This is a genomic window from Alteromonas sp. ISO5, assembly GCF_058105165.1.
Map to the genome: position 1 here is coordinate 1,680,463 of NZ_CM176572.1, position 23,138 is coordinate 1,703,600.

A 23,138-nucleotide genomic window follows, 5' to 3' on the forward strand; every position below is an offset into this window, starting at 1 on the left:
GTAAAGGGTTAAAGGTCGGTATAGCGACTTGCTAACCAGCGGTAATCCCGCTTTTGTATTAATAATATTTTTTCGCCCTGACTGAATTGTTCATCAGGCTCGATAGGCTCTACCAACAGGTAGTGAGGCTGACCATGGGCATCAACAAATTTGCCTTCTGCCGGGCTGTTCTGGCGGGCAACACCCACGGTGATGTGGCCTACTGTGCCGACCAGTTCATCGGCTGTGGTGGCCGATGACTCTTGTTTGGGAAGCAGGCGGGCAATAAAGGTGCCGAACCGGGCCGTGAAAAACAAGCCGGCTACAACAGCCAGCAGCGTTATCAGCCAACGGGCAAAATAGGTGTTAAGCAGCGTGAGAGAAAGAAAATTAAACGTCAGACCGGCAGAGCCGAAAGTGGTAAGCAGTAATACCAGCCAAACCAGCAGGGGCACCCTGTCGAGCGCCAGCCAGCTGCCAAATTCGGTAAAACCAGAAGAAGTATCAGCGTCGGCATCCAGCGCCGCCTGATCGTCGATTAGTCCTAACAGGCTAACCCCAAAAAACATCCCTGCCATTTCCAGAATGAAAAGCGCTATAACAATGCCCAGCGCACAGCTAAACCAGAAATTGGCATCATCTAATAAGAATGACAACATGCCACCGTCCCTGATGGTGAATTCATAATCGAGAAAAGGAGTGTAATCCTAAAATAGCCAGATGGTAAAGCACTTAATAGGTAGTTCAGGCCTAACGTTCAGGATACGTCGTTGCCATAATGTCCAAGTTTTCTAAACACATACAACCGCCAGATTGTATAACTATTTACCATTAGCAGGGTCATTTCTAACAGCGTACCGCCAATCGAGCCCACCAGAATGTTGTTGGTGAGCCAGCAGATAGCACCGCATAAAAACGCCAGACGCATTGTAATGCCTGACAGGCAATACAGCGCATAAGTACCTATGCACGTGCCCAGAATGGGAAATAAGTCGTACCACACATCAGCCAGATAAATCCCCAGTGCCAGTGTAATCGCGATGAAGATATAGGCGATGATTCGGGAGCGGGTTTTTATGGATAAACCGGTTCTGGCCACCGACAGCAAGGCACTCAAACAGGCGGTTGTTGCGCCTAATAGCGCAAAATGCAGGGCGTGATTTAAGTTCATCACCACCATCATAATGCGCAGGCGTTGGTCGTCTTTCTGATAGAAACACAAAATACCGAGTACAAAGCTCAGCATGCCAAATGCCTGGGCGATATTAAATTCGGGGAAATCGGGCAGCAAAATAAATGGTTTGGTGATTATTCAGGTTTAAACACGCCAATCACGTTGGCGTTTTTGCTGGCGGTTTTTACCTCTTCCTGGGGTTGCGATTCGGCATAGCCGCACTCCACACAAGTGAGTTTTTCGACGTTGTTTTCAAAAAACAACATAATGGTGTCGGTAGCCTTGCATTTCGGGCAGGTGGCACCGGCAATAAAGCGTTTTCGTTGGCGTTGACTCATGAGGTAAACCGTTGTGACTAATTAAGGTTATTACGCACTGTGCGCAAATGCAGATCGCTTGCAGCGCTTCTGGTAAACTACGCAGCCAGACTATGTTATCACAGGTATTCGCAGTTTTATGATCCAGTTATCCGACGTCACCTTGTTGCGCGGCAGTAAAGTACTGCTCGATGGCGCATCGGCCCAGGTTTTTCCCGGCCATAAGGTTGCCCTGATAGGCAGTAATGGCTGTGGTAAATCGAGCCTGTTTGCTTTGTTACGTGGCGAACTCAGCGTGGATGCTGGCGATTGTGCATTACCGGCCGACTGGCGCATAGTCAGCGTGGCGCAGGAAACGCCTGCGGTGGAGCGTAGTGCCATTGATTATGTGATCGACGGCGATAACTATTTACGCGGTCTACAGCAAAAGCTCAGTGAAGCAGAAGCGGCGCATAATGGCGAAGAGATGGGCAAGTATCATGATTTACTCGCTCAGGCCGGTGCGTATGACGTGGAAGCCCGAGCTGCCACTATTCTAGCCGGTCTGGGCTTTACGCAAAGCCAGCTCACTGCGCCGGTCACCGATTTCTCCGGTGGTTGGCGAATGCGTCTAAACCTGGCTCAGGCATTGCTGTGCCCGTCGGACTTGCTGCTGCTCGATGAGCCCACTAACCACTTAGACTTAGACGCCGTGATCTGGCTGGAGCGCTGGTTACAGCGCTATCAGGGTACCCTGCTACTGATTTCCCACGATAAAGCGTTTATCGATAATACGGTGGCGCAGATTATCAGTGTTGAGCAGCAACAATTGATTGCCTACACTGGTAACTACTCAAGCTACGAAACCCAGCGTGCAGAACGCCTGCGTTTACAGGATATTGAATACCGTAAACAGCAGGACAAAATCGCGCATTTAGAATCCTTTATTACCCGCTTTAAGGCCAAGGCCAGTAAGGCTAAGCAGGCACAAAGCCGCATCAAGCAGTTAGAACGCATGGAAACGCTGCTGCCAGCGCATCACGCCAGCCAGTTCAGCTTTGAGTTTAAAACGCCCACGGCGCTGCCCAATCCATTAATTCAAATGGAAAAGGTCATGCTGGGTTACGGCGAACATATCGTGCTGGAGCAGGTAAAACTTAATCTGGTGCCGGGCAGCCGTATTGGTTTACTGGGCCGCAATGGTCAGGGTAAATCAACGCTTATTAAATTACTGGCCGGGGTACATGAGCCGAAAACCGGCGTATTTACTACGGCCAAAGGGTTAAACGTGGGCTATTTCGCCCAGCATCAACTGGAATATTTGGATCCCGAGGCTTCCGCCTTATTGCATTTACAGCGTCTGGACAGCAAAGCCACCGAACAACAGCTTCGGGATTTCCTTGGCGGTTTTGGTTTCCATGGTGATGAGGCCACCGGTCCGGTAGCGCCCATGTCCGGCGGTGAAAAGGCCCGTTTAGTGCTGGCCCTTATCGTGTATCAGAAGCCTAACTTGTTACTGCTCGATGAACCAACTAACCACCTCGATTTAGAAATGCGTCATGCGCTGAATATGGCCTTACAGGGCTTTGAAGGAGCTATGGTGCTGGTATCGCACGACCGTTTCTTATTAACCGCGGTGTGTGAAGAATTCTACCTGGTCGACAGCGGCGAAGTAGCGCCGTTTAGTGGTGATCTGGATGATTATCGCGACTGGATCCTCGCTCAGCAAACAGTGGACAAAACCGCAGAGGCAGCGCCGGTGGAAGACAAGCCCAAGGTGGATCGCAAGGCCGAAAAACGCCGCGAAGCCGAGTTTCGTCAGTCTACCGCGCACCTGCGTAAGCAAATCCAACAGTCTGAAAAAGCAATGGAAAAGCTTAATGCCTCGCTGGCGAAGGTGGAGGAGGCGCTTGGCCGCAGCGAACTCTACGAAGCCGATAACAAGCCTGAGCTAATGAAGTTTCTCGATCAACAGGCAACTCTTAAATCTCAAATAGAGGATGAGGAGATGCAATGGCTGGATGCGCAGGAGCAAATCGAAGCGGCAAAAGAAACCTATGACATCAGCGCATAAGCTAACTCCTGCCCTGCTCTGGCAGCATAGCCTGAAAATCTATGCGAAGCCGGGTGTCGCCAAGGCGTGCCTGGCGCTGCAGGATGATTATCAGGTCAATGTAAACTTGTTGCTGTTCTATCACTGGTGCTTTGCGGTAAAGCTGCCGGTCACTCAGGCATTACGAAACGCGCTCAATGAAGCGATAGCCAGCACCAACCCGGCGATACAGGCACACCGTATCAGACGGCGTGCGGCCAAAGGCAGTAGCGACTACGAAGCCCTTAAGCAGCAGGAGCTGGAACTCGAAGCAGCGCAGCAAGCAGAGCTGGTAACCACCTATAACAAAATAATGAAAATAATGGGGTCAGAGTTACTTATTACCGATGCTATGGAATTAATTGACTCTGACCCCATTATTGAGGTGCTTGGGTTGCCGCACAACCAGACGATCCGTTCATTAATCACAACAGTATTACAGGCATGACCATACGGACCAATCAATCACACGGAAGCATTGTTAAGAGCAGCTTTAACGCGCCGCGTTGGGCGCATAACCGGCATATTCAAACCATTTGGCCGCGCTTTATTCAGCGGCGCTTAGCACTGAAATACACCCTGGAGCGCATTAAGCTCGACGACGGTGATTTTCTGGATTTAGCCTGGGGGCCCGCACCGCACAAGCTAACCGGGCTGGTGGTGATGTTCCACGGCCTGGAAGGCTCCATGCACTCCCATTACGCCAACGATATGATGGCGACTCTCAGCCAGGGCGGCTGGCAGGTGGTAATGATGCATTTTCGTGGTTGCAGTGGCGAAGCTAACTTAACGCCCAGGGCTTATCATTCCGGTGAAACTGGCGATCCGGCGTTGGTAATTAATCTCTTACATCAACGTTACCCAGACATTCCAAAGGCTGCGATAGGCTTTTCCCTGGGCGGTAATATGTTGCTTAAATTGCTGGGTGAGCACCCGGACAGCCTGAGACTAAAGGCTGCGGTAGCGGTGTCGGCACCGTTAAAACTCGATGAATGTGCTACCAGTGTAAATCAGGGATTCTCCAGGGTGTATCAGAAATACCTGCTCGCCAGCATGAAGAAAAATCTGCTCAAAAAAATGCAGCGCATTGATTACCGCGATATTTTGCAAATCAGCGAGGCCGATGTGGAAGGCATACAGACCTTCTGGCAGTTTGATAATCTGGTCACCGCCCCGCTGCATGGTTATGCCGATGCCAAAGATTACTACGAGAAGTGTAGCGCCTACTACTTTTTAAAAGCGATTCATTGCCCTACGCTTATCCTGCATGCGTTGGACGACCCCTTTATGAATCATCTGGTGATCCCACAGGAGCAGGAACTGGCGCATAGCGTAAGCGTTGAACTGAGTGAAACCGGCGGCCATGTGGGCTTTATGCAGGGCACCCCAATGAAACCAGAGGTGTGGATGCACCAGCGAGTGCTGCGTTATTTCCGCGACTATTTACCCACTACTACGGAGTCTGCATGATTATTCCTATCGACGAACTTACGCCAGATACTCTCAACAATATTGCCCGGGAGTTTGTGCTGCGTGAAGGCACCGATTACGGCGAAATTGAAGCGGCGTTTGCTGATAAGGTTGAGCAAGTCATTGCCAAACTCAAAAGCGGCGAGGCAATTTTAGTGTATTCTGAACTTCATGAAACTGTGGATATCCGACCGACCGATAGCTACCTGCCTGACTCGGATAGTGCAGAATAGCTCCCATTCCCGTTACAAGATTATTAGTTCTTTATAGCTTTTTTACCGCATGAAAAATGCATTAGATTTTTATTAACTATATAAAAAATATACAGGAAAGCTGAAGAATTTATATTCCTTAGCTGAGAATGTAACTGCTGCTCGCAGTCAGGTCAATCAATTACCTCAGACTGCACTAACATTATTAGGCTAAACGAAAGTGTTATGGTGAAAATGAGCGTGTGACTTGTTTGGGAATGCAGCTAGTAATCTGTGAAAATGTTAAAACTATTTTTTAAACGTAAAAATGCCGGACCCACATCCGGCATTTTACTTCTGAGGAATTGAGGAATAAAAAGCCCCGCCTCGTCCATGTATGCAGGGCGTCAACTGCTACTTAAAAAGCATACCGGGCAGAAAGTTGAAACACGTCTGTATCGTCTAAAAATTCATAGCTGGCCCCCAACGCAAATTGTGGGTTGAAGTAGTAATAGGCACCGGCCTTAAGAGTAACGTCACCGTCGTCCAGATCGAGATAACCCAGCTCTCCGTTCACTTCCAGCTCGGGCGTTAACATACTGCGCACACCGGCATTCAGGCTGTAGCCATTGTCATCGTAATAATCTGCGTCGATGCGTTCGAAGTTCGCGCCAACATAGGCATCGGTAGTGCTGTTTAACGCAAAGCGATAACCTCCACCAAGAGTCAGAGTGGTAAAGTCAATATTCCCGGTTTCTGCCCAGCCAAATTCGCCGTTCACGTAAAAGTTTGGATCGAGTAAATACTTCCCATTCACCTGTAAACCATCCGGATCGAAGCCACCATCGCCGTCATAGCTCAGGTAACCGCCTTCTACATAGCGCCAGTCGGGCGTATCAGCAATGGCTGATACCGAAAACATTGAAGCCGACAAAGCGGTGATGGCGAGAATTGAAGATGCTTTCATAGTGGTACTCCTTTAGAAAAAACAAAAAGCGTTTTGCTGCTATCGCTATCGCAAGCATTGGGCCAAGGTGTAAAAATAAGTTAAAGATAATTCAATAAATCTATATAAAACAATTGCTTATTTTTTTGAGACGGTGTGTGTGAGGTGGTGATATCTGTGTGTAGGTTGTTTTTCAAACAATGGTTTGATGTAAAGTGTTGCTAAATTCCTACACCTTGTTGGTCTAAAGTATAATTTTCACGGTGTGTTTTTTGAACAGATACTTGTTTCATTAATTAATTGATTGCCTAAGCTTCTAATAAACAAAGAATTTATATTAATTCGTGTGCAAAGCTTCAAGGTTGGATCGGCATTTGCTCTAGTGACTGTAGTTTTTCTGGCTGCTTTGAATCAAATGGAGATAGCGATGCCACCAACCAAACGGTTATTACCTCATTATCTGGCTACTTTATCAGCCGGCGGTCCGGTTTTCAGTGATCGCACAATCGTTTATTCCGTGCGCGCCTTTGCTTGTGTCATTCTTATGCTATGTGGCGCGGCGGTGACTCATGCCGAAGAAGTTTCTGCGCAAAACCTGCCTCCTGAGTCTGCGCCCGTACTAAACAGTCTCATTGAAGAGGCTCGTCAGTCGGCTACTCAGGCCTACGAAACAGACGATCACGAACTGTCTGACGCGCTAAAAGAAATGAATTACCAAACTTACCGGGCCATCCGCTTTAAAGCAGACAAGAGTTTATGGCGTGGTGAGAATCCCTACGAAGTACAGTTTTTCCACCCCGGCTTTTTGTATCAGCAGCCGATAACTGTGTATACCATTGGCGCGGACAACCAGCCAAAGCGTTTACCCTTTGAGCGCGAAGCCTTTCGCTATGACGGCGACGCAGCACCGCTGGCCAAGGAAACCGACGATGGCAACGGCTATGCCGGTTTCAGAGTTCACTTTCCGATTAAAAACCAACAATATAAAGACGAATTTGCGGTATTTCTGGGCGCTTCCTATTTCCGTGTAATTGGCAAAGAACATGTATACGGTATTTCAGCTCGAGGCCTGGCTATCGATACCGGCTTGCCGGAAGGCGAAGAGTTTCCACACTTTACTAAGTTCTGGCTGATTGAGCCGGGTGAGGGCGAGCCAATGATGATTTACGCGCGCCTGGAGAGTTCTTCGGTAAGTGGCGCTTATAAGTTTATTATCACGCCCGGTGATGAGACTAACGTTAAGGTACAGAGCTGGTTATTTGCCCGCGAAGACGTCGCCAAGCTGGGCGTTGCGCCCTTTACCAGCATGTTTCTATACGGTGAAAACACGGCTGTAGTGCCCGACGATTATCGTCCTGAGGTGCACGACAGCGACGGTGTGAATATGATTACCGAAAGTGGCGAGCAAATCTGGCGTGTGCTAACCAACCCGGCACAGCTGCAAATCACGTCAATGAGTGACAGTGCGCCAAAAGGCTTTGGCGTGATGCAGCGCGATACCGATTTCGCCAGTTATCTGGACGGCGAAGCCAATTATCATCAGCGCCCCGGGTTATGGGTAACGCCACAGGCGGGTTTTGAAAAAGGTCGTCTGGAAGTGGTGGAAATTCCCACCAAGTCAGAAACCCACGACAACATTGTGGCTTACTGGGTACCAGAAGCCCCGTTTGTAGCCGGTGAAAGCCGTTACTTCGCGTACCAGTTGGAAACGGTAACCGGAGCCCGCGACAGCGACTTAGCTACGGTTGTGCGCACTCGTCAGGGCGCTACGGTATTACCGGGGGAAGAACCGCAAGAGTCGCAAACCCGTCGTTTTTCTATCGATTTTAAGGTGCCTGAAGACATGAGCATTGCGCCTGAAATGCTTAATCTGACAGTGACCACCAACCAGGGACAGATTCAGCAAGCGCGCGTGTTCCCGGTTAACAGCGGTAAATTATTGCGCGCTACTTTTCTGCTAACTCCGCAGGCCGGTCAGCCCGCGGATATGCGTCTTTACATTCATCAGGAAAACCAACGTGTCAGTGAGGTATGGAACTATGTCTATCATGCAAAATAGTACTCATTCGGACTCTGAAAGCAGTTCTCCAAAGGCAACGCCTGTATTGAAGGCGTGGGGAGCAGGTGTACGATTATCAATAATGGCGATTCTGGCCATTCCCACTGCAGCATTAGCCGGGTGGAGCCTGTACGAAATTTTTAAACCTAACCGTTTAACCGAAATGGAAATAGCGCAGCTGGCATTAAGCATGATGCTGTTTCTGTGGCTGGCCATGTCGTTTTGGACAGCGGTGATCGGCTTTGTATTAAAGCTGTTTAACATCGATCCACTCAGTATGCGCAAAGCGCTCCCCGCGCCGCGTACCGATGCACCGCTAACTAAACGCCACGCCGTGGTAATGCCGGTGTATAACGAAGATACCCGCCGTATTATGGTGGGCTTTGAAGCCTGCGTACGCGAATTGTTGGATACCGACAACGGTAAACAATACGACTTTTACATGCTCAGTGACACCACTAAGCCGGAGATGGCCGAAGCGGAACTGGCCGCCTGGGAAGCGCTAACCGCTCGTTTAGGCGATAAAAGCAGTCAGGTGTTCTATCGTCGTCGTGAGCAAAACACCGGCCGTAAGGTAGGTAATCTGGCTGATTTCTGTCAACGCTGGGGTAATCGCTACGAAGCTATGATTGTACTGGATGCCGACAGTATTATGTCTGGCGAGCGCATGAACGATCTGGCTTACCGTATTGAGCAAAACCCGGATACGGCGCTCATTCAAACCATTCCCATGCCAGTGCGTCAACACACTTTTTTTGCCCGGTTTGTACAGTTTGCCGCGCATCTGTACAGCCCGATGCTGGCAACCGGTTTGTCATTCTGGCAAACAGATAGTGCCAATTACTGGGGTCACAATGCGATTATCCGTGTGGAACCTTTTATGCAACATTGCGGGCTACCAACGCTGCAAGGTAAGGAACCTTTCGGTGGCGATATTCTAAGTCATGACTTCGTGGAAGCGGCGTTACTGCGCCGTGCTGGCTGGCAATGTTTCTTACTGACCGATACCACTGGCAGTTATGAGGAAGTACCCTCTAACATGATTGAGTACGCTACCCGTGACCGTCGTTGGGTACAGGGTAATATCCAGCATTTAGGTCTGCTTGGCGTTAAGGGCTTAAAAGCGACCAGCCGCCTGCATTTTTTGTTTGGTGCCTTTGCGTATATTTCGTCACTGTTATTGTTGCTGGTACTGGCATTCGGTACTGCCGATGCGCTCTACCGTGCATTAACACCGGTGGAGTTCTTTACTGCCGAATACCAGTTATTTCCGGACTGGCAGATTGCCCGACAGGGGTTAATGGTGGCCACCATGTGGGGAACGGCAGCGCTGTTATTTATGCCTAAAGTGCTGGGCCTGATCCTGGCGTTACTTCAGCGCCGTGACGAGTTTGGTGGGGCATGGCGCTTAATTAAAGGCGGCGTGATGGAGCTGGCCATGGCCATTCTGATTGCACCGCTGATGATGTTTTACCACAGCTATTTTGTGATTAGTGTCTTTGCCGGTATTTCAGTGAAATGGGAAGCCCAGGCCCGTGAAGGCAGCATGGTGCCCTGGATAGATTCACTTAAGCGCTCTAAGGTTGCGACCATTGTGGCTTTGGCGTGGGGGGCGGCTACGTTCATTTACACTCCGGCGCTGTTTGTTTGGTTATTACCGGTGTTAATCGGGCTGATTCTGGCAGCGCCACTGATCCGGATCACCTCCAGTCTGGGCCTCGGCCGGGCAGCCATGCGCGGCGGGATATTTGTGATTCAGGACGAAATCAACGAATGCCGGGCATTAAAGCGGGTACGTATTGGTATGGCCAACATTGAACATAGTGAAGCCAACAATACTAAAGCCCCGGTACCGGCATTGCCTGAAAGTAGCTGGCAGCCTATGGTGATTCAGGATTTCAGTGCTTACCCTGAACCGCGAACGCCACTGGCGCCCGAAGCAGCGTAATAGCCTGATAACTACCATTAAAAGCCGTCGTATGACGGCTTTTTGGGTTAAGGCCGTTATGTCTCTTATTGGTGGTGGTCGTAGTCTTTTCCGATCTATACGGCGCGACGCCGCGTAGCTAACTGAATACTTAAGCACAAATTACCAGTTTAAATAAACAGTGTTCCCAGCTTAAATTGTACCCGGAGGTTCACTTAGCTCGCCCGCTTTAAAATGAATGGAGGCAGTATGGAAGAGAAGCAGCCTGTTACGCCAACGCTATTGCTCGCACTCACGCCTGTGGTGTTGACGCTGATTATTCTGGGCACACAGATATTCTACTTCGGTGTATTTGAGCCACATATTCCCCTGGCTATTGGGGTGGCGCTGGCCAGCTTTGTGGGCATTCACTTAGGGCTTAGCTGGGAAGAGATTCGAGCCGGTATTTTTAAAGTGATTCATGTGGCCTTGCCTTCGGTAAGCGTACTGATTGTGGTGGGCATGATCATCGGCATATGGATTGCCAGCGGTACCGTGCCAACCATCATCTATTACGGTTTAAAAACATTGTCCCCGGAGATTTTTCTTGCCGCAGGCATGGTGATATGTGCGGTGGTAGCCGTTTCACTGGGTACCAGCTGGGGCAGTGTCGGCACGGTTGGCCTGGCTTTAATGGGCATTGGCGACGGCTTTGATATTCCTGTGTACTGGACTGCCGGTGCGGTGGTGTCGGGTGCATTTTTCGGCGATAAGGTCTCGCCACTTTCTGATACCACTAATCTGGCTCCCGCCGTTACCGGCACCGATGTGTTCTCTCATATTCAAAATATGATGGCGACGACTATTCCCGCCATGGTCATTGCCTTTCTGATTTACCTTGGGGTCGGGTATTTTGTGATTGATACCCAAAGTGTTTCGTTTGAGAAGATCGAAGGCATTACGGTAGCCTTAGACAATAATTTTTACATCTCTGCCTGGGCCTTACTGCCTGCTCTAGTGGTCATGCTACTGGCGCTGAAAAAATTCCCGCCACTGCCTTCATTATTCGCAGGGGTCATTGTGGGTGGCGCGTTTGCCATGGTGACTCAGGGGCAAAGCCTGCAGGCGGTGTTCGATTACGCAAATAACGGCTACAGCATTCAAACCAATATCAGCGAAATAGACAACCTGCTTAACCGCGGCGGTATTCAATCTATGATGTGGACCATTTCGTTAGTCCTGATTGCCTTAAGTTTTGGGGGAGCATTAGAAACCACCGGCTGTCTGGAAAGTATCATCAACGCCATTAAGAGCAAAGTGAAAACCTTTGCCGGCACCCAGGTGGCCTCCGTAGGAACGGCGTTTTCAACCAATCTGGTGGCGGGCGACCCGTACTTATCCGTAGCCTTACCAGGGCGCATGTTTTCGCCGGTTTATCGCGGTATGGGTTACTCAACGTTGAATTTATCCCGGGGCATCGAGGAAGGGGGAACATTAATGTCGCCACTGATCCCCTGGAACGCCGGAGGCGCGTTTGTTATCTCTGCCCTCGGGCTGGCCATTTCCGGCGATAATTTAGCAAACTTACTCTACATTCCTTTGGCCTTTGCCTGCTGGACAGCACCACTTATCGGCATATTTTACGCCTATATGGGGTGGTTTTCGCCAAAAGCAACTGAAGAAGAACGCAAGGAATGGGAATCGTCGGGTGCTGACATTGCGAAATTTAATGAAGATGGAACGCCGGTGGCCAGCTAAAGCCTCCGGTGCGAAGGGCCAGCCCCGTAACTGCCCACTATTTCGTAGTTAACTCAGGTGTGGTGAACAAATTCATTCATTAACTCATACACCTGGGCACACTCTTCTTGCACCAAACTATGCAACTGCATAAACCCGTGAACCATCCCCCTGGCGGTATGTGTGTTCACCTTAGCGCCCGCGATTCTCAGTTTATCGGCATAGGCGTAGGCTTCATCCTGAAGCGGATCGCAATCGGCAATAATTATTAAGGTGGCCGGGGTTCGGGCGCCTGCAGGCGAATATAAGGGGGAAACCTGCTTGCGGTCTTCGCCATGTTGCAGGTAGTTATCGAAATACCATCCGATGCCCGCTTTTTCCAGCAGGTAACCGGTTTGATAAGTGTTAATTGAAGGTTGATTCATGGTGTAGTCGAGGCTTGGGTAAATCAGTATTTGCTTGGTGATTACGGGAGCTTCGATGTTATCAGATGCACTGAGGGTTGCGGCCAGCGCGCCGCCAGCACTGTCTCCGGCCAGAATAAGCTCTTCCTTAAACGGTAACCCATTTAGTAAAGCGCGATAATGAGATAAAAGAAACTCGCAATCGCCAATGGCTTGAGGATAGGGGTATTCGGGTGCTAACCGATAATCAGGCGTGATGACGATACTATTGGTAATTTTAGCTATTCTGCGGCTTATGGCATCATAAGTCTCGATTCCCCCACACATGTGTCCGCCACCATGCAAATAGATAACGACCGGCAATGGCTTTGTTGGGGCCGGTGAGTAAATACGAAAGGGAATAGCGAAGCGAGTTGATTTTTTAATAAAAAAGCTGCCATCGGAGACATAGGCTATTTCGGGCCCTTGTCCGCCAAGGGCCGAGAGTTTTTGCATATTGGCGCGAGCCAGTTCGGGAGAAGGCTTAATACCTGCGGCTAGCGCTTGCTGCCTGGCCAGGTTAATTTGCTCGAGAAACGACGTAAGCTTTGCTGAAACTGAATTTGCCAATCGGATACTCCCTCTGCACAGTGGATGCTACAGCTTATAACAGAGCGCAAGTAATAAGCGAATTTACAGGGAGGTTACCCTGGAAACAATTTTTGCTTTTCTTTGCCTGCCCATTGCGGGCTTTAAAAGGCAGTATTGAGGCTAACCATCCTTGAAAGTCTCTAAGTAAAGCGCCTCTACCTTATCCCTGGCCCATTGGGTTTTACGCAAAAATTTCAGCGACGATTTAATCGACGGATCGTTGTTAAAGCAATTGACTCTGATTTGCTGATACAAACCCTGCCAACCATAGTGTTGCTGCAGGCGGGTAAGGAGCTTTTCCAGCGTCAGGCCGTGTAACGGATTGTTGGGTTGTTGGTTCAAGGTGGGGGCTCTGTCGAGTTAATTGTGTGGGCATTATCGCGTGTCGCTGTTGGCCTGAAAAGCCTTTATTGGCCGGGTAGAGGTAATAGCCGGTTTAGTACGCCTTTGAATGACTTGCCCACTTTAAGTCGCACCTGATTATTCAGTAACACTGAGTCACTGTCTTGCCCTATTACTGCGTTGTTGCGTACCACAAAGGATTTGTGGATTTGGCTGAAGGCCTGTGCAGGCAGTTCTGCCAGTAGCTTCTTTAAAGTGCTGTTGGCCAGTAGCATAGTATCGCCCTGCCACACTTTTACGTAGTTGCCATAGGCTTCCAGATAGGTGATGTCTCGCAGGTTTACTTTTCGTAGTTCGCGGTCTACTTTAATCACAATCTCTTTGGGTGTTTGTGCAGGTTTGTTAGCAGCGCTTCGCTGGTGAACCTTATCTAAGGCTGAAGTAAGGCGGGCTTCACTCACCGGCTTCAACAGGTAATCGGTCACATCCAGCTCGAATCCCTGCAGGGCGAATTCCTCGTAGGCGCTGACGATAATCACCTGGGGCCGGTTAGCCATTACCTTAAGCATATCCATGCCGTTTAGCTGCGGCATATTAATATCGAGGAAGATCAAATCAGCACGGTTAGAAGCTAACCATGCCAGCGCATCGGTGGCGTTGTAGCATTGCTTTACCACCTTTACGTCCCGATGACGGGCAAGATGATGCAGAATCACTTTATGGGCTAAGGGCTCATCATCCACAATCAATGCATTTAGCATGGCGTAAGCTCCATTTGCAAACGGGTGTACCAGTGAGTACCGCTCTGCTCGCTAATCAGCTCGTGGCGATTGGCGTACTGCAGGCTTAAGCGGCGCCGCAGGTTTTCCAGTCCCAGCCCACTGTTGTTTTCATCAACTGGCGCTTGTGCGTTCTGGCCTATGGGGTTTTCGCATTCAAATACCAGACGATTATCATCCAGTGAGAGGGCTAACCTAAGTTCGCAGGGCTTGCTGGCTTTTTCGACGCCATGTTTAAAAGCATTTTCCAGCACAATGATCAGTAACAGCGGCGGCAGTTGCCAGCGTTCACCCTGGGTTGGCCAGGTACATTTAAAGTGACAGTCATCGGTATAGCGCATGGATTGAAGTGCCAGGTAGTCCTGTAAATAGCGCACGTCATCGGCCAGGGATACCTGTTCTTTCTGGCCCTGATAAACGGTATAGCGTAACAGCCCGGCCAGTTTTTCCACCATCTCGGGAGCCTGTGGTGAACGCTCCAGACACAGCGCATACAAATTATTCAGGGTATTAAACAAAAAGTGCGGATTCACCTGTTGCTGCAGCATTTGCAATTCGGTGCGGGTTTGCCGGCGGGCTATATCCGCTACTCTGGCATCCTGTGATTTGCGCTCAAAAGCCAGAATGATGGGAGTGCTGAACATCAACAACCAAAAGGTCATCTGACTGTTAAAGGGGTCAAAAGGGTTGTGGTTTTCTGATGGGATCAAGGTGAAGTCAGTGACGTTATTCAACGGCATCAATAACAGCAGTGCACTTACTGGTGCGCTGAACAACAGAATAAATGCCAGTCCACCGGCCAGAAACGGTATTAAACCATGCACCGATAATAAGCGGCGGATCAGCACATAACGATTAAACCAATATACGCCGAATAGCACCAGTGCCATCAGGCTAAACTGCCAGAAATACTGCATAAAAAGCGGTAGTTGCCCGGCAATTAGCGCAAAGTCGATGATCATTTGTAGCGGCTGATTGACCATAGGGTTGTCGGTGTACAAAAAGACCCCTGACATGGTAAAGGTCCACAAAAACAGGCTCAGCGCCACCATGGTATCTAACGATAACAGGTGTGCAATCCAGCTTCGAGGGCCTTGCTTAACCCTCCCGTAGAATTTATCTATGAACCACAGCACGCTGGCGACAATGGCTAATACTACACCTTGTATCTCCAGCAACAGCCACTGCCCGTAGGCGGGGATCGTATGAGCCAGAATATTGCTTAACAGCGGGTAACCGATAAACCCGCTTAACCAGGTCAGTAGCGCGGGTCTGCCAGAAAGTGTTGAGGCCAGATAATGGCACACAAAAAACGGCAGCATCTCCACCAGCAGTTGGCCATGCACCGCCAGATAAGTGGTGGCATCGGGTTGTTGGTAAGAAAGAAAACGAATCGCCGCTTCCAGCAACAGGGCGGCAAAAATCGGTAGCAGTAGCAAACTGTTTTTGCGCAAATTAAACACCATGTTGCTGAACCCTTGAATAAATAAAGCTGCCAAAGTCTGCCTGATAGGCGCGGCCTGCACACGTTGTGAATGATGAACCTACGCAATTTAATGATGAAAGTAAAACCTGTTGCGGCCGGAGCCCTGTTTAAGTAATCGCAATAAAGGTTTTTACTCCACCCGGTACTGAATAAACCACTCTTTTGTCGTTTGTCACCGCAAACTTATGCTTTGTCATCCTTTGCTGTTTAGCCGTTAATCGGCTTGTTAGGTTACGGCCATTCTCGTTCCACATTCAGGATGATAACCACATGCTTACCATGACCGACGTGTCTAAAACCTATTCAGACGGCACCAAAGCGCTGGATGATATTACCTTAACCTTGCCGGCGGGTATGGTAGGCCTTTTAGGCCCCAATGGTGCGGGCAAATCGAGCTTAATGCGCACTCTGGCCTGTTTACAGGCACCGGACAGCGGGCAGATTAGCTTTAACAATACGGATATTCAGCAATCACCGCAGCGTTTGCGTGAACAGCTGGGCTATTTACCCCAGTCTTTCGGCGTGTACCCACACATGAGTTGTGTGGCCATGCTTGAGCACATCGCGGCCCTGAAAAACATTCCGCGTAAACAGGCTAAGCAGCAAATAGAGGAATTACTGACGCTAACCAACCTGACGGCATTTGCCGGTAAGCGCGTGAGTACCTTTTCCGGCGGCATGCGACAACGTTTTGGCATTGCTCAGGCACTGTTGGGCGACCCAAAGTTATTGATCATGGATGAGCCCACGGCCGGGCTCGACCCGCAGGAGCGCCAGCGTTTACACAGTGTGCTCATCCGCCTGAGCCAGAACAAGCTGGTATTGCTTTCCACTCATATTGTGGAAGACATTGAGCACCTGTGCCCCCAGGCTGCCATTATGATGCAGGGCGCCATCGTCGACAGTGGCGCTATTCCTGCGCTCATTGCGCCAATGCAAAACAACGTGTGGGAAACCTCAGCAAAACCCGCAGAAGGCATATTATTGGGTGAGCGTTATCACTTCGGCCAGCCAGTATGGCGGGTGTGCCATCATGAACCGCCTGGTGCTGATGCCGTAGCCTGCCGGGCAACCTTGCAGGACCGCTACTTTCTTGAACTGGCCAGGCGGGAGGCGAACTGATGCTGATCATCAATGAATGGCGTTTATATGTGCGTCAGCCTCTGGTGTGGTTAGGTGCGCTGGGTCTCCCCGGATTGTCGGTATTGTTGGTGCAGGGCCTGACCGTTGCCGATTTACAGTTGGCAAAACGCCTTACCATGCTAAATATTACGGCGGTCATGCTGGCGCTGCCTGTGGTGGTGGCCGCGTTAACGCCTCCCTTGCTGCAGCGTGACAGGCTCTACACTATGCAGGAACTCGTTGGTGCGGCCAGAACGAGTCAGTTTACCCGGCGGCTGAACCGGTTTGTGGCCTTTTTGAGTCTGGTGGCGGTGATCTGTTTATGCGGCTCGGTGCTGCAGCTATTAATGCTTAGTCAGCATCCGCTATTCGACGCCGGTGTTATTCACACGGCGCTGAAAAACGGCTTGTTTATAGTCGCTCCGGCGTGTTTTTGGTATTGCGCTGCCGCGTTACTGATTGCTCAGCGAGTCAAAAGTGCGCTGCCGGTGTATGCCTTTTTCGCCCTGGTGTGGATAGCTTATGTCATGTTGGCGTCCGTGACTGGCTCGCCTGTTTTGGCGGGGAGTAGCATTATCCATCCATCGCTTTACGAGGCGATGCTGGTAGCTGACCCTTTGGGTTTTACGGCGATTTTTGCCCAGTTTACCGGTGATCAGACTGACTGGTCAGTCAACCCGAGCATTGTTCTGAATCGTCTGGCCTGGCTGGCGCTTAGCGCACTGCTGGTGTGGTTAGCGTTGAACGCTCGAAGTGTGTTAAATGAAAGCGTTAAACGCGCACCCGGGTGGCGTTTAAGGAAAACAGCCCTGCCTGATAGCCAAAGTAAAATCCCCGCGGCCATTACTCATCATCCCTTTGCCACGTTGCTTGTGAGCGCAACCAAAGCATTACTGGTTAATCGGGTGATGCTGTTAGTACTGGCACTTTACGCTGGCGCGATTTGCTCCGAAGTGCTGGCAGCCATTGATTATGCAGAACCCCACTCAGTCATCACGCCGCTGAGTATTGATGCACTCAATCGCGTTGTGTGGGACATGTTACCCTTTGCCGGCTGCGTGCTTATGGCGCTCTGGAGCTGGCAACTGGGCTGGCAAAATCAGCGTAATGGCAGTGCAGAAATGATCGCCGCTACGCCAGTAACTAACACACAGTTGGTTGTGGCGCAGGCCGGTGCGTTGTTCTTCGCCGGCCTTGTTTTGCTGGGTATAACAGCTATTGCCGTTGCAGTTGCCCAGTTACTTTCGGGCAGCCAGATAAAAGTAGTTATCTATGCCCGTATGCTTACAATGACCGGCCTGCCTGTATTGTTGTTTGGGTGGCTTTGCCTGGCACTTCATCATGTTATGCGAAGTGCGTTGATAGCAGGCGGGCTTGGCCTGCTGTTGCTGATGGTTAAGTTTACGCCACTCGTTTCCTTGGCGGGTATTTCCCACCCTTTACTTGATATCGCCGGTACGCCGTTACAGGCGGCAGACTATTTAATCGGCTTCTCCCGCAGTGAACATACCTTTTGGCCGTACCTGATTATGTGGTCAGCAGTAGCGGCTTGCGCAATGGTACTGGCGGTAAACAAAACGCACCGTGGGGCAGGCTTTGTGCTGCGAGCCTGGCGATCGTTGCCTCGCTCTGGCTGGTTGGCTATTGGTGTGGCAGTCGTGATGCTTGTGGGCTTTCACCTGGCTCTGCAGCAGGAACGACCTTATATGACGCCCGACGCTCGTTATGCCCTGCGCGCCGACTACGAAAAGCAATATGGCCATTGGGAAGCGCGGGCTCAGCCGGTTGTTACGCACATTGATGCGCTGGTGGATTTTTTCCCGCAACAGCGCCAGGCAACGCTTAATCTCACACTGCACCTTAAAAACCTCAGTGGTGAGGCAATTAATAAAGTGTTAGTGGGTAGCTATCCGGGCTTTAAACCCAAAGTGTTAACGCTCAGCGGCGGGCAATTAACGTCTCAGAACGAGAGGTTACAGCAGTCTGTGTATAAGCTGGATTCGCCATTACAGCCCGGAAAAATGCTGACATTACACGCGGAAATAGTGGTAAACGGTACACGTTGGTGGTTACCCGCAGGGCATCAAGTTCTGCTGCCGGAATTCAGCTATTTACGCGGCATTCCATTATTACCCAATATTGGGTTTAACCGGCAGTACACGCTACGTGATGAAGTGCTCAGGGAAGAACTTAGCTTAACGGCTCTGGATTTGCCGTTACCCACTTCATTTGCGGATGCGGCTCCGGAGACAACATTGCAATCGACCCCGGTTACTCTTCGCAGTGTTGTTTCTTCGCCGGTTTCGCATACCGTGCATACTCAGGGGCAAATAGTTAACCAGTGGCTGGCTGCTGGTCGTCGCTACACGGAATTTGCCACTGCTGAGCCTGTTCGTAATATTCCGGTCTGGCTTGCCACTTTGCAAACGAGTACAACCTATAGCGCCTCGACGGGAGAGCGCTCGGTGGATATCCATTTGACCGGCTTAACCCGTGATCTTACGAGTGGCTCAAAGGACAGCGCGCAGCAAGTTCATTTACAGGCAGTTACCGACACCCTTAAATGGTTTTCGGCTCAGCTTACGCCCTATCCTTACCAGCAGTTATCCTTGCTGTTTACGCCAGAATTCGGCCCCAGCGGTTATGCGCTGCCACAGGTTATTTTAATGTCTCATCGCCTGGCAGTGCGGGCGCGTCCTGCTGCCGATGCTGGTTTTGACCAGCGCTATCGACGTACGGCGCATGAAGTGGCCCATCAGTGGTTTGGCCATCAGATTGGTTATGGTGTAGAGGCTGATGGTGCTTTTTTAATAGAATCGCTGGCGAAATACGCTGAGTTGGTGCTGATTGAGCAGCGCTTCGGTAAAGAGACAATGCAGGCGCTGGTGGACTTTGAGCGGCAGCGCTATCAACACGCTTTGCGGGGCAGGTTAACGGCCACCACAGCCATTATTGATGCTACCAGCTCGCCGGATGTGTATGCCAGAGCTACGCTAGTGTTTGCCAGGCTCCGTGAGCTGCTGGGCGACGAGCCCATTGTCAGCGTATTGAAACAGCTTCTTGAGCAGAACGCGCCGGGTAAGAAAAGTGTTACCTCGATGGATTTTGTGAAGCGACTGCAGGCCTCGACTGATGCTCAATATCACGACGAAATAAGGCAACTGCTGCTGGGGCAAGAGGTAAAGGGGTTGCTGTAGAAACGAAAAAGGAGCAGATGACTGCTCCTTTTTATGGGGTTAAGCCAAAGACTTATTCCATTTCAAAGGTCACAGAAAAGGTTACCGGGGACGACTGAGTAATACTCTTTAAGCCTGCAATGTCTTGCAGCATGTCGAGACCAGCCGTTAAACCAAAGGTTTCGGCACCAATCAGGGTAGGAGATACCGTGCTCACTACCATGGTATCGGCAGACACCTTGCTTACACTAACGTTAAAGCTGACCGGTGCTTCCACACCGTGCAGCGACAGTGTGCCATCTACTTTCGCCATAGTGCTGCTGCCTGCTTTAAGATTCATTAAGTCAGCGGGTACATCGGCGGTAAAGATGGCGGCTGGAAACTTCGCCACGTTAAACAGCTTTTCCTGCATCCGCGTGTTGCGGATAGGAATGTTGGTATTGACTGAGCTAAGTGGCACCTCAATCATCAGTTTACCGCTGTCTGACACTGAGCCGGAGAGCTCTTCGAAGGCATGTACCTCGGTTACCTGGGCATTTTTGGTCGACATAAAGTGCAGGCTGGATTGCTCAGGTGCAACTGTCCAGTCGGCGAAGGCCGGTGCTACCAGTAAACTGCTGAGAAGAACTAATGATTGCTTAAGCATAAAACACTTACTCCCTAATATTGAATAATGTCCCGCCACGGCACATTTTGATCGCCCAGAACAATAAAATCCGGGTTCTCTAACGTATTACGCTGATTGTAGCTAAGTGGCTCAAAATCAGCAGCATAGATGGCACCGCCCGCTTCCGAAACAATGCACTGAGATGCGCCGGTGTCCCACTCGCCGGTGACACCCAAACGCATGAAGACGTCGGCTTTACCCTCGGCAATAAAGCAGGATTTCAACGAGCAACTGCCTAATGGCAGGGTCTGATATACCCGCTTGGCACATAATTTAGAGATCACCCGTTCCCGCGGTTGACGACGGCTAATGGCCAGGATCACCACGCTGTTGTGCGGATCATCCAGCTTACGCACGCTGATTGGCCCGCTGGCTTCCGGTGAGTCTTTAAAGGCACCATGTCCTGCCAGAGCGTAATACAGGCTTTGCCCGGGCGGCCAGAAAATCACCCCTATCTTAGGCTTGTTGTCTTCAATCAGCGCGATATTCACGGCAAAGTCGCCGCTGCGTGCGATAAATTCCTGGGTGCCGTCAATCGGATCGATTAACCAGTAACGCTTCCAGGTTTTGCGTTCTTCCAGACTGGCGTGTTTGGTTTCTTCCGAAAGGATTGGGATATCCGGTGACAGTCGGGTTAAATATTCGGTGATAATTTCATTGGCTTTGTAATCGGCGCTGGTGACCGGTGATTCGTCGGCTTTCTGGTAGCTTTCGAAATCGCCAACATCATACAACCGCATAATGGCTTCGCCAGCCGTTAGAGCGGCGTCTTTGGCTATCTGTAGCAAATCATGATCAGAATTATCAGGCATGGTCCGGATGCTCCTTTAACCACTTTTGAGCAAGAAACAGTGCAGCGATACAGCGCGCTTCAATAAAGTCTTCGCGAGCCAGCAGCTCGTCGGCCCGGGCAATTGGCCAGCGCACCAGCTCAAGCGGTTCCGGCTCGTCGCCAGGCAGACTTTCGGGGTATAAATCGTGAGCGATAACAATATTCATCTGGGCGTTAAAGAACGTAGGTGCCATATTCACTTTATGGATAGCCTCGAGTTCTCTGGCACCAAAGCCGGCTTCTTCTTTCAGCTCACGGTTCGCCGCTTCTAAAATACTTTCACCTTGATCGATAAGACCTTTGGGAAACCCCAGTTCGTAAGTATGGGTACCGGCCGCATACTCTCTGACCAGCAGAAAGTCGCCATCCTGCACAGCAACGATCATTACTGCCCCACGGCTATAGCCTGCCATCCGTTCAAACTGACGAGTTGCGCCATTGGTAAATTCCAGGTCCACACGCTCAACCCTGAAAAAGCGGCTTTCAGCCACGATTTCGCGCTGGTGGATCTGCGGAAGCGTTTTGTCCTTATCGATATTGCTCATGTTGTTTGGGTCAGTCTTTCGTTATCATATTATCAAACTTAAGGTTAACGTATTTAGAGGAAAAGCGCTTGCCATTTCTGCCCTGGAACGAAATCAATACTGTCCTACTGGATATGGACGGCACCTTACTGGACCTGCACTTCGATAATCAGTTCTGGTTGGAGCACTTACCTAAAAAGCTGGCTGAGAAAAGTGGCCGTTCGCTGGCAGAGTGCCGCGAAGAAATGCATGGGCATTATGCAAGGGTAAGTGGCCGTATTGAATGGTACTGCCTGGATTACTGGGCAAAGCATCTGGATATGGATATTGTGGCGGCCAAACGAGAAATTGAGCACCTCATTGCCATGCGCGACGATACCCTGCCCTTTTTGGATGCCCTGCATAACAGTGGTCGCGAAGTGGTGCTGGTGACCAACGCACATCCGGGGAGCTTATCTTTGAAAGTGGAGCACACCAAACTCGATTCGCATATTGATACGCTGATTTCTACGCACGAATTTGGCGTTACCAAGGAGTCTCAGGAGCTGTGGCGGGCCTTGCAGGCGCGGTTGGGCTTCGACCCGGCTACCACGCTCTTTGTTGATGACAGCCTCAATATTCTGGAGGCAGCAAAGACCTTTGGCATTAAGCATGTATTGGCAGTGAAAAACCCCGACAGCAAGCAGCCCCACCGTGAAATCGAAGGCTACCCGGCGATCAGTGATTATCGCACTCTCATTGCTGATATTATTAATCACCCCTTTGAAAACGCATAAACGGAAACGGTGTAATGAAAGTAGTTGTTGGCTCTAAGAATCCGGTGAAAGTGAATGCTACCCGAGTAGCCCTGCAGCAGGTCTTAGGGACGGCGGATGATGTTGAGGTGGTTGGCGTCGACGCACCAAGCCTGGTGGCCGACCAGCCTATGACTGAGGCGGAAACGCGGTTGGGAGCGGTAAACCGGGTAAAAGCCTGTCTGGCTGGCCATCAGGCCAATTGGTATGTGGCGATTGAAGGTGGCGTGGATAACTTTACCGACGGCCCTGCCACTTTTGCCTACGTGGCAATCTGTAACGGCGAGCAATGGTCGGTGGGCCGCAGTGCTAACCTGCCGTTGCCAGAGTCGGTCTATGCTTCATTGTCTGCCGGGGAGGAACTTGGCGATGTGATGGATAAACTGTTTGATACGCACAATATCAAACAAAAAGGTGGCGCTATTGGCTTATTAACCCATCATCTGGCCACCCGCCAGAGTGTTTATGAGCTGGCTATTATACTGACCATGGCCAAATTTAACTTTTTGCCGCTGTACACAGATTGAAGCTA

Annotated in this window: 22 protein-coding genes; 11 read left to right on the forward strand and 11 right to left on the reverse strand. The window is 50.4% G+C overall.

The annotated features are described in order from the left end of the window. Positions 1-8: 8 nt before the first annotated feature. The 3 genes from AC2T0J_RS07675 to AC2T0J_RS07685 all read right to left on the reverse strand — a co-directional run bounded on the left by AC2T0J_RS07675 (position 9) and on the right by AC2T0J_RS07685 (position 1,491). The gene (locus tag AC2T0J_RS07675; RefSeq protein ID WP_489809545.1) at positions 9-638 is read right to left on the reverse strand and encodes an OB-fold-containig protein; all 630 of its coding nucleotides are present in this window, start codon (positions 636-638) and stop codon (positions 9-11) included. Between the two features lie 98 nt (positions 639-736). Beyond that, the gene (locus AC2T0J_RS07680) at positions 737-1,225 is read right to left on the reverse strand and encodes a YgjV family protein (protein WP_489809546.1); all 489 of its coding nucleotides are present in this window, start codon (positions 1,223-1,225) and stop codon (positions 737-739) included. 62 nt (positions 1,226-1,287) lie between these two features. Next, entirely contained in the window at positions 1,288-1,491 is a 204-nt protein-coding gene (locus AC2T0J_RS07685; protein WP_489809547.1) for a YheV family putative zinc ribbon protein, read from the reverse strand. Positions 1,492-1,609: 118 nt separating this feature from the next. Between AC2T0J_RS07685 and AC2T0J_RS07690 the strand changes: the two genes are divergently transcribed. Genes AC2T0J_RS07690 through AC2T0J_RS07705 form a run of 4 tightly spaced genes read left to right on the forward strand, consistent with a single transcriptional unit; the run spans position 1,610 to position 5,244 of the window. Beyond that, positions 1,610-3,523: an ATP-binding cassette domain-containing protein gene (locus AC2T0J_RS07690; protein ID WP_489809548.1), complete on the forward strand. Its 1,914-nt coding sequence runs from the start codon at positions 1,610-1,612 to the stop codon at positions 3,521-3,523. Beyond that, entirely contained in the window at positions 3,507-3,989 is a 483-nt protein-coding gene (locus AC2T0J_RS07695; protein ID WP_489809549.1) for a TIGR02444 family protein, read from the forward strand. The genes AC2T0J_RS07690 and AC2T0J_RS07695 overlap by 17 nt, the downstream gene beginning before the upstream one ends. Next, complete coding sequence (locus tag AC2T0J_RS07700) at positions 3,986-5,011, forward strand: hydrolase (protein WP_489809550.1); 1,026 nt, start codon at positions 3,986-3,988, stop codon at positions 5,009-5,011. Before AC2T0J_RS07695 ends, AC2T0J_RS07700 begins: the two co-directional genes overlap by 4 nt. Next, a complete protein-coding gene (locus tag AC2T0J_RS07705) occupies positions 5,008-5,244 on the forward strand; it encodes a YheU family protein (RefSeq protein ID WP_489809551.1) in 237 nt (78 codons plus the stop codon). Before AC2T0J_RS07700 ends, AC2T0J_RS07705 begins: the two co-directional genes overlap by 4 nt. A 376-nt stretch (positions 5,245-5,620) precedes the next feature. On the opposite strand, the gene AC2T0J_RS07710 is transcribed toward AC2T0J_RS07705, so the two are convergent. After that, complete coding sequence (locus AC2T0J_RS07710; protein WP_489809552.1) at positions 5,621-6,169, reverse strand: outer membrane beta-barrel protein; 549 nt, start codon at positions 6,167-6,169, stop codon at positions 5,621-5,623. A 406-nt stretch (positions 6,170-6,575) separates the two neighbouring features. On the opposite strand from AC2T0J_RS07710, the gene AC2T0J_RS07715 reads away from it, so the two are divergent. From AC2T0J_RS07715 to nhaC, 3 genes are all read left to right on the forward strand, one after another. Continuing rightward, on the forward strand, positions 6,576-8,207 hold the full coding sequence (locus AC2T0J_RS07715; RefSeq protein WP_489809553.1) for an OpgD/OpgG family glucan biosynthesis protein: 1,632 nt from the start codon (positions 6,576-6,578) through the stop codon (positions 8,205-8,207). Further along, positions 8,188-10,155, forward strand: coding sequence for a glucans biosynthesis glucosyltransferase MdoH (mdoH, locus tag AC2T0J_RS07720; protein WP_489809554.1), 1,968 nt, complete (start codon positions 8,188-8,190; stop codon positions 10,153-10,155). The genes AC2T0J_RS07715 and mdoH overlap by 20 nt, the downstream gene beginning before the upstream one ends. Positions 10,156-10,383: 228 nt before the next feature. Then, positions 10,384-11,871: a Na+/H+ antiporter NhaC gene (nhaC, locus tag AC2T0J_RS07725; RefSeq protein WP_489809555.1), complete on the forward strand. Its 1,488-nt coding sequence runs from the start codon at positions 10,384-10,386 to the stop codon at positions 11,869-11,871. 53 nt (positions 11,872-11,924) lie between these two features. Here the strand turns inward: nhaC and AC2T0J_RS07730 are convergent, their stop codons facing one another. The 4 genes from AC2T0J_RS07730 to AC2T0J_RS07745 form a co-directional block, all read right to left on the reverse strand. Then, positions 11,925-12,863 carry an alpha/beta hydrolase gene (locus AC2T0J_RS07730; protein ID WP_489809556.1) on the reverse strand — a complete coding sequence of 313 codons (939 nt, stop codon included), beginning with the start codon at positions 12,861-12,863 and terminating at the stop codon, positions 11,925-11,927. A gap of 141 nt (positions 12,864-13,004) precedes the next feature. Continuing rightward, positions 13,005-13,226, reverse strand: a complete 222-nt coding sequence (locus AC2T0J_RS07735; protein WP_489809557.1) for a VF530 family protein — start codon at positions 13,224-13,226, stop codon at positions 13,005-13,007. Between the two features lie 65 nt (positions 13,227-13,291). After that, positions 13,292-13,987: a LytR/AlgR family response regulator transcription factor gene (locus AC2T0J_RS07740; RefSeq protein ID WP_489809558.1), complete on the reverse strand. Its 696-nt coding sequence runs from the start codon at positions 13,985-13,987 to the stop codon at positions 13,292-13,294. Further along, entirely contained in the window at positions 13,981-15,471 is a 1,491-nt protein-coding gene (locus AC2T0J_RS07745) for a histidine kinase (protein WP_489809559.1), read from the reverse strand. Before AC2T0J_RS07745 ends, AC2T0J_RS07740 begins: the two co-directional genes overlap by 7 nt. 290 nt (positions 15,472-15,761) lie before the next feature. On the opposite strand from AC2T0J_RS07745, the gene AC2T0J_RS07750 reads away from it, so the two are divergent. Both AC2T0J_RS07750 and AC2T0J_RS07755 read left to right on the forward strand, forming a co-directional pair. Beyond that, the gene (locus tag AC2T0J_RS07750) at positions 15,762-16,613 is read left to right on the forward strand and encodes an ABC transporter ATP-binding protein (RefSeq protein WP_489809560.1); all 852 of its coding nucleotides are present in this window, start codon (positions 15,762-15,764) and stop codon (positions 16,611-16,613) included. Continuing rightward, positions 16,613-19,810: a M1 family aminopeptidase gene (locus AC2T0J_RS07755; protein ID WP_489809561.1), complete on the forward strand. Its 3,198-nt coding sequence runs from the start codon at positions 16,613-16,615 to the stop codon at positions 19,808-19,810. The genes AC2T0J_RS07750 and AC2T0J_RS07755 overlap by 1 nt, the downstream gene beginning before the upstream one ends. A gap of 52 nt (positions 19,811-19,862) precedes the next feature. Here the strand turns inward: AC2T0J_RS07755 and AC2T0J_RS07760 are convergent, their stop codons facing one another. From AC2T0J_RS07760 to nudE, 3 genes are read right to left on the reverse strand one after another with little or no spacing between them, the layout of a single operon-like run. Further along, complete coding sequence (locus AC2T0J_RS07760; protein WP_489809562.1) at positions 19,863-20,435, reverse strand: YceI family protein; 573 nt, start codon at positions 20,433-20,435, stop codon at positions 19,863-19,865. A gap of 14 nt (positions 20,436-20,449) precedes the next feature. Continuing rightward, positions 20,450-21,268: a 3'(2'),5'-bisphosphate nucleotidase CysQ gene (gene cysQ / locus AC2T0J_RS07765; RefSeq protein ID WP_489809563.1), complete on the reverse strand. Its 819-nt coding sequence runs from the start codon at positions 21,266-21,268 to the stop codon at positions 20,450-20,452. Beyond that, positions 21,261-21,833 carry an ADP compounds hydrolase NudE gene (nudE, locus tag AC2T0J_RS07770; RefSeq protein WP_489809564.1) on the reverse strand — a complete coding sequence of 191 codons (573 nt, stop codon included), beginning with the start codon at positions 21,831-21,833 and terminating at the stop codon, positions 21,261-21,263. Before nudE ends, cysQ begins: the two co-directional genes overlap by 8 nt. Positions 21,834-21,901: 68 nt before the next feature. Between nudE and yrfG the strand changes: the two genes are divergently transcribed. Both yrfG and yjjX read left to right on the forward strand, forming a co-directional pair. Beyond that, a complete protein-coding gene (yrfG, locus tag AC2T0J_RS07775) occupies positions 21,902-22,588 on the forward strand; it encodes a GMP/IMP nucleotidase (RefSeq protein WP_489809565.1) in 687 nt (228 codons plus the stop codon). A gap of 14 nt (positions 22,589-22,602) precedes the next feature. Further along, positions 22,603-23,133, forward strand: coding sequence for an inosine/xanthosine triphosphatase (gene yjjX / locus AC2T0J_RS07780; RefSeq protein ID WP_489809566.1), 531 nt, complete (start codon positions 22,603-22,605; stop codon positions 23,131-23,133). Positions 23,134-23,138 lie beyond the last annotated feature (5 nt).